Raw genomic sequence first — 14303 nt, 5'->3', positions numbered from 1 at the left:
AACAGATCGTGATCAATCTGCCTGTCGCCCGTAGTGTTTGTGATATTGTGAATGGACAGCCACATGAGAGCCGCACCAAGGTAAAGATATTCTTAATAGATAAGCATTTAAAACAGGTATTCAGATCATGACACGAATTTTCAGAGCCCCATTTCCGCTATTGGTCGCGGGGTTGGTTCTGTTGGGCAGCCTGGTCCTGCCGCAGAGCGTGACAGCACAACCGATTACCGCACAGCGTCAGGCGATTGCCGAGGCGGCTTCCTCTGACGAAGCGCTGGCACAGTTTTACCGCGACCGGAATTTTGAACCGGTCTGGGCCACAACAGACGCCGCCGCACGGCGCAATGCGCTTTTGACTGTGCTGGACCGGGTCGAGGATCACGGGCTGCCGGTGTCACGTTATGATGCCGATGTGCTGCGCGCCGCCTTCCGGGATGCCGATACCCCCTATGCGCGGGGGCAGGCCGATGTGCTCGCCTCACGTATGTTCCTGCAATATGCCCGCGACGTGCAATCCGGCATGCTGGACCCTGACGAGGTGGTGTCTGATATCGTCAAGGACCTGCCGCGCCGCGATCCGCTGGAACAGATCACCGAATTTACCGCCACAGACAGCCCTTATGAATTCATGCGCAGCCTGCCGCCAAGCCACCCGGAATACGTTCGTCTGATGCGCGAAAAACTGCGGTTGGAGAGGGTTCTGGGCGCAGGGGGCTGGGGCCCGGCGGTTCCCGGCGGCGCTTTGGAGCCCGGAGATACGGGCGGCGGGGTGATTGCGCTGCGCAACCGTCTGATCGCCATGGGATATCTGGGGCGCTCTGCCACGGCGACATATGACACTGCCCTGCAGACTGCGGTTCAGAGGTTTCAGGAAGATCACGGGCTGACGCCGGATGGCGAGGCGGGAACCGAAACCCTGGCCGAGATCAATGTGGGGGTCGAAACCCGTCTTGGGCAGATCATCCTTGGCATGGAACGCCAGCGCTGGATGAACCGGGACCGGGGCGAGCGGCATATTCTGGTGAATATCGCGGATTTCCATGCCTATGTGATTGATGGTGAAGAGGCGACATTTGAAACCCGCGTGGTGGTCGGCCATCGCGACCGCAACCGTCATACACCCGAATTTTCCGATGTCATGGAACATATGATCATCAACCCAAGCTGGAATGTGCCACGCTCGATCGCGGTCAATGAATATCTGCCGCAGATGCGGAACAATCCCGGGGCCGCAGGGCATCTGCAACTGGTGCGCGGGGGCCGTGTGGTCAGCCGGCAGGGCATTGATTTCAGCCAGTATACGGCGCGGAATTTCCCCTTCGACCTGCGCCAGCCACCATCCAGCCGCAATGCGCTTGGCGAGGTGAAATTCATGTTCCCCAACCGCCATAATATCTATCTGCATGACACACCGTCGCGAAACTTGTTTGACCGTCAGGTGCGGGCGTATTCCCATGGCTGCGTGCGGGTGCATCGGCCGCAGGAACTGGCCTATCACCTGCTTGCCCCGCAGGAGGAGGACCCGGAAGCGGTTTATCAGACGCATCGGCAATCCGGTCGGGAAACCCAGATCAATCTGGAAACCCAGATCCCGGTGCATCTGGTCTACTGGACGGCCTGGATCACCCCGGAAGGCCGGGTGAATTACCGCGATGATGTCTATGGCCGGAACGCGCTTCTCTGGCAGGCGATGCAGGATGCGGGGGTGGCGGTTCGCGCCGTCACCAGCTAAAGCTTTCGCCGCAGATAGCGGGCGAGGCGGCGGGCCATGGGCCATAGATTGGATGAGATTGCAGCGGCGCTTGGGGCGGAAGCCTTTGGCGCCGTTGATCTTGAGGTGACGGGCCTGGCGGAACCGGCCAGCGCCGGGCCTGACCAACTGGCCGTGGCGATGTCGGCAAAATTCCTTCCCGGCCTGGCCGAGGGGCAGGCCCGCGCCGCCGTGCTTGCCCAGGATACGGATTGGCAGGCCCTTGGGCTGGAGGCCGCCATTGTTGTCGCGCGCCCGCGCTACGCGCTGTCCGGGCTGACCCGCAGGCTCGATCAGGGTCCAGAGATCGCGCCCGGCCTTCATCAGACAGCACTGATCGACCCGGAGGCCAAGATCGGCGCGGGCGCATCTGTCGGACCGTTTGTGGTGATCGGCCGGGGCGCCAGGATCGGCGCCAATGCCCGGATTGCCGAACATGTCAGCATCGGCGCCGATGTGGGGATCGGTGATGATGCCCTGATCCATCCGGGCGCGCGCATCGGGGCGCGGGTGCAGATCGGGCACCGGGTGATCATCCATCCGGGCGCTGTGATCGGTGGCGACGGGTTTTCCTTCGTGACACCGGAAAAATCCACGGTTGAGACCGCGCGGGAAACGCTTGGTACATCGGATATGCCTGCCGCCAAGCAAAGCTGGGCCCGGATTCACTCCCTTGGCGCGGTCACACTTGGCGATGATGTGGAAATCGGGCCCAATAACACGATTGACCGGGGCACCATTGCCAATACCACCATCGGCGATGGCACCAAGCTCGATAGTGCGGTCCATGTGGGCCATAACGTGCGGGTCGGCCGGGATTGCCTGCTATGCGGCCAGACCGCGATTGGCGGGTCCACGGTGATCGGGGATCGGGTGGTTCTGGGCGGGCAGACCGGCATCTCCGACAATATCATTGTCGGCGATGATGTGGTCACCGCAGGCAACACCACGATCTTTTCCAATGTGCCGTCAGGGCGGATGATGATGGGCACACCGGCGGTGAAAATGGACCAGCAGGTGAAGATATATAAGGCCATGCGCCGTCTGCCGCGGATCATGGAGTCTTTCGAGGCCATGCAGAAAGCCGTTTTCAAGCGCGGCCAGAATGACTAAGTCAGCGGTGAACGAACCGACCCGGGGACAGAATGATGGCCGATAGCGTCCAGGACAAGGTGATTGCGATCATCGCGGAACAGGCTGTGCTGGAGCCCGGCGATGTGACATTGCAAAGCACGCTGGAGGATCTGGGCATTGACAGTCTGGGCCTGGTGGAATCGATCTTTGCGATTGAAGAGGCTTTTGACATCCAGGTGCCGTTCAACGCCAATGAGCCGGAAGAAAGCGCCTTTGACATCTCCAGCGTTGCGGCGATTGTCACGGCGGTCAAAGGGCTGGTGGCCGACCAGAAATGAGACGGGTCGTCATCACCGGGCAGGGTACGATCAATGCTTTGGGCCAGGATGTGCCCAGCACATTGGAGGCGATGCGCGAAGGCCGTTGCGGTATCGGCCCGCTTGATCTGCGCGATGTGGACCGGCTGTCGGTGCAGATCGGCGGGCAGGTCAAGGATTATGACCCCGAGGCATTGTTCAACCGTCAGCAGATTGTGCTTTATGACCGGTTCACCCAATTCACCCTGATCGCGGCCAAACAGGCGCTGGCGCAATCGGGTATCGTGTTTACCGGTGATCTGGCGAACCGCTCCGGCGTGGTGCTGGGCACGGCGGGTGGCGGTGTGAACACCTGGGATGAAAATTACCGCAGCGTGTATGAAAAGGGCAAGAACCGGGTTCATCCTTTCGTCGTGCCCAAGCTGATGAACAATGCGGCCGCCAGCCATGTGAGCATGGAATACAACCTGAAAGGCCCGTCCTTTTCCGTGGCCACCGCCTGCGCCTCGTCGAACCATGCGATGGGGCAGGCGTTTCAGATGATCCGCACCGGCCTGTGCGATGCGATGGTCACCGGCGGGTCCGAGGCGATGCTGACCTTTGGCGGCGTGAAGGCCTGGGAAGGCCTGCGGGTGATGTCGAAAGATGCCTGCCGCCCGTTTTCGGCCACCCGCAACGGGATGGTGCAGGGCGAAGGGGCGGCGGTTTTCGTGTTCGAGGAATATGAGCAGGCCAGAACACGCGGGGCCGAGATTCTGGCGGAGGTTGTGGGCTTCGCCATGACCTCGGATGCGGCGGATATCGTGATGCCCTCGAAACAGGGGGCGGCGCGGGCCATCTCGGGCGCGATGCGGGATGCAGGGCTGAACCCGGTGGATGTGTGTTATATCAACGCCCATGGAACCGGCACCACCGCTAATGACAAAACCGAATGTGCGGCGGTGGCGGATGCGTTCGGGCATCATGCGGATGATCTGATGATCTCCTCCACAAAATCCATGCATGGCCATCTGATCGGCGGCACTGGCGCGGTGGAGCTGCTGGCCTGTATCATGGCGCTGAAAGACGGGGTGATCGCGCCCACCATCGGCCATGAGGAAGCGGACCCGGAATGCGCCCTGGATGTGGTGCCCAATGAGGCGCGCGAGGCGGAGGTTGGGGCGGTTCTGTCAAATGCGTTTGCGTTTGGCGGGCTGAACGCGGTTCTGGCATTGCAGGCCGCGCCCTGAACGGGCATCAGATCTCGTTGCAATGTTCCACTCAATAGAGCAGAAATCGTTTAATCTGAATCCAAATTCTCTGCCTATAGCATGCTGCCTTAAACCTGAGACATCGCGTATCACAAATGTCCCGGGAACGCGAAGCGTGGCAGGGTATTTGTGATTCAAGTTTAAGGCAGGGTGCTTTATCGATCAGCAAGATACTGATCTCGAATGCGAATTTCGATGATATATGATGCGGGATAAAACGATTTCGCTGTCGAAAGGCCCGCATATGGCGGGTCTTTCGACATATATCCGGACCGGGGCCGGAACGGCCGCTTCCGGTTATTCCGCCGGCTCGGCGGCGCGGGCTTCAAGGGCGGTAAATGCCGCAGTAAATCCGGTCAGCGACAGGGTCAGATCGACCAGTTGATCCGGCGCGGGCAGGGGCACGATGCTGATCGTCGCACTGCCTCCGGAACGCAATGCGGAAACGTCATTTTCGGTCAGGCCGATGCGCACGAAACAGCCAATCGCCTGGCAGAAGCTGAACGGATATTGCCGGGCCTGTCCGCCATCAATCGACATCCGCATCTGCGGGGTCAGCAATGTATCCAGCGGGGTGACAATTGTGGCCCCGGCAATCAGTTGTTCCTGATCGGGGACATCGAACAGATTGAACTCGGCCACCGGATTGTCGCCTTCATCCGACAACAGCTGATACATCTGGCAGGGTTCCTGCTGGCCCTCTTCCACACGGATGCAGCGAATTTCCCAATCCCCATGGGTCTCTGCAATATAGGTGGAGCCGGGGCCGGTATTCTCAACCGGTTCACCAAGCGAAAGGATCGCCACATCTCCGTCGGTGTTTTCACCGGCGGGCGCGTCTGCGGCGGGTTCCTCTGCGGCGGGGGCCTCTTCCGGTGTTGTCTCCTGGGCCAGGGCGGGACAGGCCAGCATAAGGGCCAGAAGAGCGGGAATAACGGGCGATGCGGATTTCATTGCAACAAGTCCTTTTGCAGTCAGTTCGCGTTTTACAAGATGTTGGCCAAAGCGTTTCGATTTTCTGTTGAAACGCCTCTCGCTGTCTTTCGCCTTTGGCTTGAAAGCGAAAGCCATTGCACCTGCCTCAATGCGAAGTCGAGACGCTGTAACATGGGAAACCGGTGCTGTCAGGGGCAAAATTCACTCCCGGCAGGGAACGGCCGGAATGACGGGAATCGGCGGATCAGGGGTGGCCTGCCCAAAATAGAAAAGGGCCCGCGATACGAGCCCCTTCCAATATTTTTTCTCTCCCTGTCGGACTGGCCGACGTTATGGAAGAAACGCTAAGCCAGCAAACCCGACAGGTCAACAGGCGATCTGTGATTTTCCAAAACCGCAGACAGACCCGTCATCGCGGCAAAAGCCATGAAAAAAAGCCGCGTCCAAACACGGGACGCGGCCAGTTGACAGGGAGGAAAGTCATGCCACCCAAGGGAAAAGGTGACACAGGCAATGATACTGGCACCCAGTGGTTAAGAATGTATGGTGAAGACAGGAAAATCTTGGGGTGATCACATCGCATGACTGAAGGCATCTTTATTGGCGGCGGCGGCGCGGGCTATACCGAGGCACAGCACCTGCTGCTGAAATACGCAAACCGCCATGGGCTGATTGCGGGCGCCACCGGCACCGGCAAGACCGTGACGCTGCAAATCCTGGCCGAAAGCTTCTCGGCCCGGGGAGTGCCGGTGATCCTCTCCGATGTGAAGGGCGATCTGTCGGGTCTGGCGGCCAGCGGCAGCGACAGCTTCAAATTACATGATGCCTTCATATCGCGGGCCGAAACGATCGGCTTTGCCGAGTACGCCTATCGGGCCTTCCCGGTGACCTTCTGGGATCTCTACGGGCAGAAGGGCCATCCCCTGCGCACCACGATCTCGGAAATGGGGCCGCTTCTGCTGTCGCGGCTGCTGGAACTGACCGAGGCACAGGAAGGCGTACTCAACATCGCCTTCCGGGTGGCCGATGAACAATCCCTGCCGCTGCTGGATCTGAAGGATTTGCAGGCATTGCTGGTCTGGGTGGGGGAGCAGCGCAAGACGCTCTCCCTGCGTTATGGCAATGTCTCGACCGCTTCGATCGGTGCAATCCAGCGGCGATTGCTGACGCTGGAGGGGCAGGGGGGTGCCAACCTGTTCGGCGAACCGGCGCTGGAGCTTGGCGATATGATGCAAAGCGATGATCAGGGGTTCGGCCGGATCAATATCCTTGCCGCCGATCAGCTGATGGGCGCGCCCCGGCTTTACGCAACCTTCCTGCTCTGGCTTCTGTCGGAACTGTTCGAAACCCTGCCCGAGGTCGGGGACCCGGATAAACCGAAGCTGGTGTTCTTCTTCGACGAGGCGCATCTGCTGTTCGAGGATGCGCCGAAAGCGCTGGTCGACAAGGTGGAACAGGTGGCGCGCCTGATCCGGTCCAAAGGGGTGGGGATCTATTTCATCACCCAGAACCCCGCCGATGTGCCCGAGGATATTCTGGGTCAGCTTGGCAACCGGGTGCAGCATGCGCTGCGCGCCTTTACCGGCAAGGACCGGCAGGAATTGCGCCAGGCCGCGCAGAATTATCGCGACAACCCGGATTTCGATACCGAAGACGCGATCCGCGAGGTCGGCGTGGGGGAGGCCGTGACCTCGATGCTGGAACGCAAGGGCATCCCCGGTATCGTGCAGCGCACCCTGATCCGCCCGCCATCCTCCCGGCTTGGCCCGATTGACGCGGCCAGCCGCGCCGACTTGATCGGCCAATCGCCCGTCGCCGGAAAATATGAGGCCGCCATGGACCGGGACAGCGCCTTTGAGATGCTGGCCAGACGCGCCGAACAGGCCGCGAAGGATGCAGAACAGGCAGAGGCAACAGAAGCCGAAACAGAAACCGCGGCGGAACGGGAATTTCACGCCGCGCGGCGCTATTCCGGCAGCCGGGTCAGCCGCTCCTCCGCGCAACGCGCGCCCCGGAGCCGGTCCGGCCGATCCGACAGTATCGGCACCGCCTTCGCCAAAAGCTTCGCCCGACAGCTTGGCACGCGCAGTGGCCAGGCCCTGGTCAGGGGGGTTCTGGGCGGGCTGTTCCGCGGCCGCTGAGCCCTGGCTTTGCCCCGGCATCTCCCTTCTCTGTCTCGAAAATACTTCCGCCGGAGGCATCGACCCCGACCCCGCGCACCATAGGTTCCGATCCGGGGGCTTGCATCCCCGATCAAAACCCCCTAAATCGCGCGCACTTCACAGGCGAAGGCGGGCCCTCGGGGGAGACATCCCTGAACGGTCCACCGGTTGGACATCTGTCCTGATCCTTCGCCGAGGCGCAAACCGGAAAAGGAACATTTGGACATGGCGCTCCCTGATTTCTCCATGCGTCAGCTTCTGGAAGCTGGCGTTCACTTTGGTCACCAGACACAACGCTGGAACCCGCGGATGGGCGAATACATCTACGGCGACCGCAACGGCATTCATATTCTCGACCTGACCCAGACCGTCCCGATGCTGGACGCGGCCCTGAACGCGGTGCGCGAAACCGTGGCCAAGGGCGGGCGTATCCTGTTTGTCGGCACCAAACGCCAGGCCCAGAAACCGGTTGCGGATGCGGCCGAACGCTGCGCCCAGTTCTACATGAACCACCGCTGGCTGGGGGGCACCCTGACCAACTGGAAAACCGTGTCGAACTCGATCAACCGGCTCAAGAAGATCGACGAGGCGATGGAAGGCGGCACCGAAGGTCTGACCAAGAAAGAACGCCTCGGGATGGAGCGGGACCAGACCAAATTGCAGGCTTTACTTGGCGGGATCCGCGAAATGGGCGGCCTGCCGGATCTGATCTTTGTCATCGACGTGAACAAGGAAGACCTGGCGATCCTTGAGGCCAATAAGCTGGGCATTCCGGTTGTGGCCGTGGTTGACACCAACTGCTCCCCCGACGGGGTTGATTATGTGATCCCGGGCAATGATGACGCGGCCCGCGCAATTGCGCTTTACTGCGATCTGATCAGCCGCGCGGCGCTGGATGGGATGACCGTCCAGATGGAAGGCGCAGGCGTTGACCTGGGTGCGCTGGAAGAAGGCAGTGTCGAAGAGGCGCTGACCGAAAAACCCGCGGCCGTGGAAGCACCGGCAGAAGAAGCTGCAGGTGAAGAGGCCGTGGTTGAAGAGGTTGTGGTTGAGGAAACTGTGGCGGAAGAGGCGGCACCAGAAGCCGAAGCGCCCGCAGTTGAGGCCACCGCAGTTGAGACCCCTGCCGAAGACGCCCCCGCTGCTGCCGAGGAAGACGCGAAGGCCTGAGCCTTTCACGCGATTGACATCGGGGCCGGTTATCTCCGGGCCCGATGGTTCCGAACACGATAGATCAGGAGATCACAACCATGGCGATTACAGCTGCAATGGTGAAAGAGCTGCGCGACAGCACGGGCGCGGGCATGATGGATGCCAAAAAAGCGCTGACCGAAACCGATGGCGACATGGAGGCAGCGGTTGACTGGCTGCGCACCAAGGGCCTGGCCAAGGCTGCCAAGAAATCCGGCCGCACCGCCGCCGAGGGCCTGGTGGCCGTCGCGGTTGATGGCGGCACCGGCGTCGCGGTCGAGGTGAATTCCGAGACTGATTTTGTCGCCAAGAATGCCGAGTTTCAGGAGATGGTGGCCGGTATCGCCGCTGCCGCGACCGGCGCGGCGGATCTGGATGCGCTGAAAGCCGTCGATATGGGCGGCAAGACCGTGGAAGAAACGGTGACCGCGAAAATCGCCACGATCGGTGAGAATATGGCCCTGCGGCGGATGGCTAAACTGACGGGCGATACCGTTGTGTCCTATGTCCATAATGCCGCCGCCGATGGCATGGGCAAGATCGGTGTTCTGGTCGCCGTCACCGGTGCCGATGCGGGGTTTGCCCGTCAGGTCGCCATGCATGTGGCCGCTGCAAACCCGGCCGCCCTGTCCGAGGCCGATCTGGATCCGGCGATTGTCGAGAAGGAAAAGCAGGTCCAGATGGATATCGCCCGCGAAAGCGACAAGCCCGAGCAGGTCATCGAAAAGATGATCCTGGGCCGGATGAAGAAATTCCTCTCCGAGGTGACCCTGCTCAGCCAGGATTTCGTGGTGAACCCGGATCTGACTGTAGGCACCGCCGCAAAAGAGGCCGGGGTCGAGATCACCGGTTTTGTCCGGCTTGAGGTTGGCGAAGGCATCGAAAAGGTCGAGGAAGATTTTGCCGCCGAGGTCGCCAAGACCGCCGCAGGCGGGTAAACAACGCCCGCGAATGGATTGATATAAAAAGAAAACGACGCTGCCCAGGGACATGGCAGCGCCGTTCTTTATTCCGGCGTCGCGCCATTGGGGATGACACGCAACGCCAGAGTTGGTTCGTGCCACCGGGTTGAAATACACCCGGCGACACGTTCAATCCGGTTTCCCGGTCGGACGTAAGGTTTAAAAGAACCTCCGTTTCCGGTGTTCCTGGCTGCAACAGCCATCACTCTTGGAACACCCTTACCCTGCGTCATTCGTTAACGTTACGAAAGTAAGGGATTCCATACCTTTTGGTAAAAAATGCCCTTTTGGTAAAAAAACACGGCGGCTTGAGCCTGCACGCCAGACCTTGTATCGCCAGCGACGGGCCAAAGGATCATGTAAGATGAAATTTCTCGACCTTGCCAAAGTCTATATCCGCTCGGGCGGCGGCGGCGGCGGGGCCGTGTCCTTCCGGCGCGAGAAATACATTGAATATGGCGGGCCTGACGGGGGCGATGGCGGCCGCGGCGGCGATGTCTGGGCCGAGGCGGTTGACGGGCTGAACACGCTGATCGACTTCCGCTATCAGCAGCATTTCTTTGCCAAATCGGGCCAGCCCGGCATGGGCAAGCAGCGCACCGGCAAGGATGGCGCGGATGTGGTGTTGCGCCTGCCCGTGGGCACAGAGGTTCTTGAAGATGACGAAGAAACGGTGATTGCCGATATCACCAAGGTCGGCCAGCGTGTTCTGCTGGCGAAGGGCGGCAATGGCGGCTTTGGCAATCTGCATTTCAAATCCGCCACCAATCAGGCACCGCGCCGCGCCAATCCGGGGCTGGAAGGGGTGGAACGCACCATCTGGCTGCGCCTCAAGCTGATCGCGGATGTGGGTCTGCTGGGGCTGCCCAATGCGGGCAAATCCACGTTTCTGGCGGCAACATCCAATGCCCGCCCCAAGATTGCCGATTATCCTTTCACCACATTGCACCCCAATCTGGGTGTGGTCGGTGTGGACAATGCGGAATTCGTGGTGGCCGATATCCCCGGTCTGATCGAAGGCGCCCATGAGGGCAGGGGGCTCGGGGATCAGTTTCTGGGCCATGTGGAACGCTGCTCGGTCCTCTTGCATCTTGTCGATGGCACCTCGGCGGATGTGGCCGCTGACTGGCAGACCATCCTGACCGAGCTTGAGGAATATGGCGGTGCCCTGAATGACAAGCCGCGGATCACGGTGCTGAACAAAATCGACGCGTTGAGCGATGAGGACCGCGCCGAAAAACGCGCCGCGCTGGAGGCGCTGGCCGGCCCGGTGATGGAGATGTCGGGCGTGGCCCGCCATGGGCTGGTGGAGGTTCTGCGCGCGCTGCGCGCCCGGATTGACGGCACCAACCTGCGCCTGCGCGCCAAGACCGAGGAGCCGGGTCCATGGCGGCCCTGACCCCCTCGCTTAGCGGAGCGAAACGGCTGGTTGTCAAGATCGGCTCTGCGCTTCTGGTCGACCGGGACAGCGGCAGCCTGAAAGCCGATTGGCTGCGCGCCCTTGCCGAGGATGTGGCAGGCCTGCATGCACGGGGTCTGGATGTGATCCTCGTCTCTTCCGGCTCCATCGCGCTTGGGCGCGGTGTGCTGGGCCTGGGGCAGGGGCCCTTGTCGCTGGAACAGGCACAGGCCGCCGCCGCGGTCGGGCAAATCCGCCTCGCCCGCGCCTATGAGGAAGGTCTGGCCCCCATGATATCCCCACCGCACAGATCCTGCTGACCCTGGATGACAGCGGCGACCGGCGGCGCTATCTGAACATGCGGGCCACCGTGGCCACGCTTCTGGGGCTGGGTGTGGTGCCCATCGTGAACGAGAATGACACGATCGCCACCGATGAAATCCGCTATGGCGATAATGACCGTCTGGCCGCCAATGTGGCGGTGATGGCGGGTGCCGATCATCTGGTGCTGCTCAGCGATGTGGACGGGTTCTATTCCGCCAATCCCATGGAAGACCCGAAAGCGCGCCGGTTTGATACAATCGACGCCATCACGCCCGAGATCGAGGCGATGGCAGGCGATGCCGGGTCGGGCCTGTCGAAAGGCGGGATGAAAACCAAATTGATGGCCGCCAAAACCGCCACAGCGGCGGGCTGCGCCATGGCGATCACCGAAGGCTCGGCACCCCACCCGCTGACCGCATTGGAGCAGGGTGCAAATGCCACCTGGTTCACCGCCACACTGGACCCTCAGACCGCCCGCAAACGCTGGATCGGCGCGATGAAACCCAAAGGCACGCTGGTTCTGGATGCAGGCGCCGCCGCCGCCCTTGGCCGGGGCAAATCCCTGCTGCCCGCCGGGGTCACACATGTCACCGGCAGCTTCAAACGCGGCGATCCGGTGGCGATGGAAACGCCCGACGGCACCCGGCTTGGCCTCGGCCTGAGCCGGTATACCGCAGAAGAGGCCCGCGCGATTGCCGGGCACCAGTCCGGCGAGATCGAGGCGATCCTCGGCTACCCGGGCCGGGCCGCACTGCTCCACCGGGATGATATGGTCCTCTAAGGCGTGCCCGGTGCGGAACGCCGTGCATGTGTGACAAAATGCCGGCGATTTTCCGGAGCAAACGGCACCGGGGTGTCAGACATGGCTGGTCCAAACATCACGCATTTCTGCCCCGGAGCGGGCGTTCGAGGTGTCTCCGCCGACCTACAGAATGGGGGACGAGGACGCCGTTCGAGCCAACTTGTCGAAAGTCCGTATTTTCTTATGTACTATCCAAAGCCTACATAGGCATACTGATTGATGATGATGTTGATTGAGAATGAGATTCAAGGCGTATGGATCTAGGCTATCTAAAGAAGTGCGACGTTGTATGGTTTGAAGGCCGAACTGGGTTCGCGATTGACCTTAAGAAAGGGGTTTTTGTTGCGCTTACAAACCCACCGCGTGGGTTAGGGCAGCGTGACAACTGGGAAAATATCGTTTTTGACCTCAACGACATGCGCGAGGTTATCTCAAAGGTCGGCGTGCCTACAGAGTTCTTCACATCCGGTACGCAAGCCGGTGTTCTTGGCGGCGCACGTCAGGCTGGTGAAGCAGCCGGTGTTGGAATCAAGAATGCGATGGAGCGTTCCAAAGCGAAGCGAAACAACGGACTAGAGTTTGCTATCCGCTCGACCCAAACACCTTCGTTTTTTGCGCAGGTTGTTGATGATAGCAAACGCGCCCAGCTTTTTGAGGCGGTTCGGCAAATATTCGAAACCGGAACCGTAGATCGCCGCATTGTTCGTATACCAGACGCGGTAAGCTCTTCATTCTACAAACCGTCGAAGGCGGAAATTGAACAGAAAGAGGCTCAAAGTCAGGCTCGCCAAAGCGCCGTACAGAAGTATCTGCTGATTGGTAGCTTTGCAGTTGTCGCTATCGTTGCGGCGTTTGGACTATGGGCATGGCTATCCTCTACCGCCTACAGAAATGCAGCTTTAGCCGGAGAAGATATGAGCGAAGCTGGTGCTATCCGGTGCGCGATGTTGACCTTTGGTCATTCATTGAAGCCTTCTCGTGCGCGGTCAATCGTAATCACTTCGTTCATTGCAGAGAGTGATGATCCTGACGTGGGATTATACCCCTCGCACAATTTTGAACGAGGAACATTTGTGGATGGCCCGCGCGAAGAAGACGGTCGGCTTTGGTATGGAGTCACAAGCGACTGGGCGTTCATAGACATTGAAAACAATGAGCTCAGCAACTTTAGGCGAGCCGAAGTCCCTTCGTGCAGCTAAGGTCACTAGGCAGCGGACTCATAAAACTGGCACCATAGCCTGACGGATGCGAGTTTGATCATCGCCAAGAAGTTGGCAGATGTCTTTTCGTATCGGGTTGCGATGCGGCGGAAGGAAGCTTTGAGGCGGCCAAAGAACCGCTCGATCTTGTTGCGCTCGCGATAGATATCGACGTCGAACTCGGCGGGCAGTTTGCGGTTGGATTTGGACGGGATGACGTCGATGGCGCCCTGTTCCCAGATCATCTTGCGGATCGAATCCGCGTCATATGCCTTGTCAGCCAGAACGTATTGGCCAGGTTGCAGCCCGTCCAAAAGCTGTTCGCATGGGGGTGCATCGTGGGCTTGGCCCGGCGTCAGTTCATAGCGGATCGGCAACCCGTCCTGATTGGTAAGTGCATGTATTTTCGTGGTTAACCCACCCCGCGACCGGCCCATGCAACGACGCGGGTCGTTTTTTTGAGCGTCGCTGCAGAATGGTGAACCCGAACCGATGTGCCATCCACCATCACGGTGTCGATATTGTGCGCATCGGCGACCGCCTCCATTACCCGATCCCAAATGCCCGCATAAGTCCATCGGTTGAAACGGTTGTAGATCGTTGTGTAGGGGCCGTATTGATCGGGCAAATCGCGCCACGGGATGCCTGTGCGCAAGACATAGAAGATGCCATTGATCACACGCCGATCATCGACACGCTTAACCCCTCGGCTGTTATTTGGGAGCACTGCTTTGATGAACTCCCACTCCAAATCGCTCAAATCTGACCGCGCCATTCCACTGCTCCGCATATTGTCTTGCGGGAAATGAATCATAACAGGCTGGAAACGTGAAGCTCTTTGTAAGTACGCTGCCTAGTCGTTACGCAAGATTTAGTTGGAGTACCAGACCACGCTAGCTGACATTCGCGCGTGATGCAGCATTGGTCAAATTGGGCT

The 14303-nt window shown here is 60.1% G+C and carries 11 protein-coding genes and 1 pseudogene; 10 read left to right on the top strand and 2 right to left on the bottom strand.

What is annotated here, in order from left to right; all coding sequences use genetic code 11:
- Positions 1 to 127: 127 nt before the first annotated feature.
- Genes E2K80_RS07555 through E2K80_RS07540 form a run of 4 tightly spaced genes read left to right on the top strand, consistent with a single transcriptional unit; the run spans position 128 to position 4370 of the window.
- The gene (locus tag E2K80_RS07555) at positions 128 to 1732 is read left to right on the top strand and encodes a L,D-transpeptidase family protein (RefSeq protein WP_135374221.1); all 1605 of its coding nucleotides are present in this window, start codon (positions 128 to 130) and stop codon (positions 1730 to 1732) included.
- Positions 1733 to 1768: 36 nt separating this feature from the next.
- Positions 1769 to 2863, top strand: coding sequence for a UDP-3-O-(3-hydroxymyristoyl)glucosamine N-acyltransferase (gene lpxD / locus E2K80_RS07550; RefSeq protein WP_135374219.1), 1095 nt, complete (start codon positions 1769 to 1771; stop codon positions 2861 to 2863).
- A 35-nt stretch (positions 2864 to 2898) separates the two neighbouring features.
- Positions 2899 to 3162, top strand: a complete 264-nt coding sequence (locus E2K80_RS07545; protein WP_135374217.1) for an acyl carrier protein — start codon at positions 2899 to 2901, stop codon at positions 3160 to 3162.
- A complete protein-coding gene (locus E2K80_RS07540) occupies positions 3159 to 4370 on the top strand; it encodes a beta-ketoacyl-[acyl-carrier-protein] synthase family protein (RefSeq protein ID WP_135374215.1) in 1212 nt (403 codons plus the stop codon). Before E2K80_RS07545 ends, E2K80_RS07540 begins: the two co-directional genes overlap by 4 nt.
- A 318-nt stretch (positions 4371 to 4688) precedes the next feature.
- On the opposite strand, the gene E2K80_RS07535 is transcribed toward E2K80_RS07540, so the two are convergent.
- Positions 4689 to 5345 carry an invasion associated locus B family protein gene (locus E2K80_RS07535; protein ID WP_135374213.1) on the bottom strand — a complete coding sequence of 219 codons (657 nt, stop codon included), beginning with the start codon at positions 5343 to 5345 and terminating at the stop codon, positions 4689 to 4691.
- Positions 5346 to 5908: 563 nt separating this feature from the next.
- Between E2K80_RS07535 and E2K80_RS07530 the strand changes: the two genes are divergently transcribed.
- The 6 genes and pseudogenes from E2K80_RS07530 (at position 5909) to E2K80_RS07505 (ending at position 13366) form a co-directional block, all read left to right on the top strand.
- Positions 5909 to 7468: a helicase HerA-like domain-containing protein gene (locus E2K80_RS07530; protein ID WP_135374211.1), complete on the top strand. Its 1560-nt coding sequence runs from the start codon at positions 5909 to 5911 to the stop codon at positions 7466 to 7468.
- Between the two features lie 246 nt (positions 7469 to 7714).
- Positions 7715 to 8659 (top strand): 30S ribosomal protein S2, encoded by a 945-nt coding sequence (rpsB, locus tag E2K80_RS07525; protein WP_135374209.1) that lies wholly within the window; start codon positions 7715 to 7717, stop codon positions 8657 to 8659.
- Positions 8660 to 8739: 80 nt separating this feature from the next.
- The gene (gene tsf, locus E2K80_RS07520; protein WP_135374207.1) at positions 8740 to 9618 is read left to right on the top strand and encodes a translation elongation factor Ts; all 879 of its coding nucleotides are present in this window, start codon (positions 8740 to 8742) and stop codon (positions 9616 to 9618) included.
- Positions 9619 to 10006: 388 nt separating this feature from the next.
- Positions 10007 to 11041: a GTPase ObgE gene (gene obgE, locus E2K80_RS07515; protein ID WP_135374204.1), complete on the top strand. Its 1035-nt coding sequence runs from the start codon at positions 10007 to 10009 to the stop codon at positions 11039 to 11041.
- Positions 11029 to 12146, top strand: a pseudogene (gene proB, locus E2K80_RS07510) (glutamate 5-kinase). Before obgE ends, proB begins: the two are co-directional and overlap by 13 nt.
- Positions 12147 to 12421: 275 nt before the next feature.
- Entirely contained in the window at positions 12422 to 13366 is a 945-nt protein-coding gene (locus tag E2K80_RS07505; RefSeq protein WP_135374199.1) for a hypothetical protein, read from the top strand.
- A 5-nt stretch (positions 13367 to 13371) separates the two neighbouring features.
- Here the strand turns inward: E2K80_RS07505 and E2K80_RS07500 are convergent.
- A protein-coding gene (locus E2K80_RS07500) for an IS5 family transposase (RefSeq protein WP_168193163.1) occupies positions 13372 to 14141 on the bottom strand; the annotation gives its coding sequence in 2 pieces (ribosomal slippage) (positions 13372 to 13820 and positions 13820 to 14141; 771 coding nt in all).
- Positions 14142 to 14303 lie beyond the last annotated feature (162 nt).

The sequence above is a fragment of the Rhodophyticola sp. CCM32 genome (genome assembly GCF_004751985.1).
Classification (GTDB): domain Bacteria; phylum Pseudomonadota; class Alphaproteobacteria; order Rhodobacterales; family Rhodobacteraceae; genus Rhodophyticola.
This window is presented reverse-complemented; position numbering and strand designations above follow the sequence as displayed.

Coding starts and splice junctions, on each gene's coding strand:
- rpsB (WP_135374209.1), top strand. CDS start 7,715: ATGGCGCTCCCTGATTTCTCCATGCGTCAGCTTCTGGAAGCTGGCGTT.
- E2K80_RS07545 (WP_135374217.1), top strand. CDS start 2,899: ATGGCCGATAGCGTCCAGGACAAGGTGATTGCGATCATCGCGGAACAG.
- tsf (WP_135374207.1), top strand. CDS start 8,740: ATGGCGATTACAGCTGCAATGGTGAAAGAGCTGCGCGACAGCACGGGC.
- E2K80_RS07535 (WP_135374213.1), bottom strand. CDS start 5,345: ATGAAATCCGCATCGCCCGTTATTCCCGCTCTTCTGGCCCTTATGCTG.
- lpxD (WP_135374219.1), top strand. CDS start 1,769: ATGGGCCATAGATTGGATGAGATTGCAGCGGCGCTTGGGGCGGAAGCC.
- E2K80_RS07530 (WP_135374211.1), top strand. CDS start 5,909: ATGACTGAAGGCATCTTTATTGGCGGCGGCGGCGCGGGCTATACCGAG.
- E2K80_RS07505 (WP_135374199.1), top strand. CDS start 12,422: ATGGATCTAGGCTATCTAAAGAAGTGCGACGTTGTATGGTTTGAAGGC.
- E2K80_RS07540 (WP_135374215.1), top strand. CDS start 3,159: ATGAGACGGGTCGTCATCACCGGGCAGGGTACGATCAATGCTTTGGGC.
- obgE (WP_135374204.1), top strand. CDS start 10,007: ATGAAATTTCTCGACCTTGCCAAAGTCTATATCCGCTCGGGCGGCGGC.
- E2K80_RS07555 (WP_135374221.1), top strand. CDS start 128: ATGACACGAATTTTCAGAGCCCCATTTCCGCTATTGGTCGCGGGGTTG.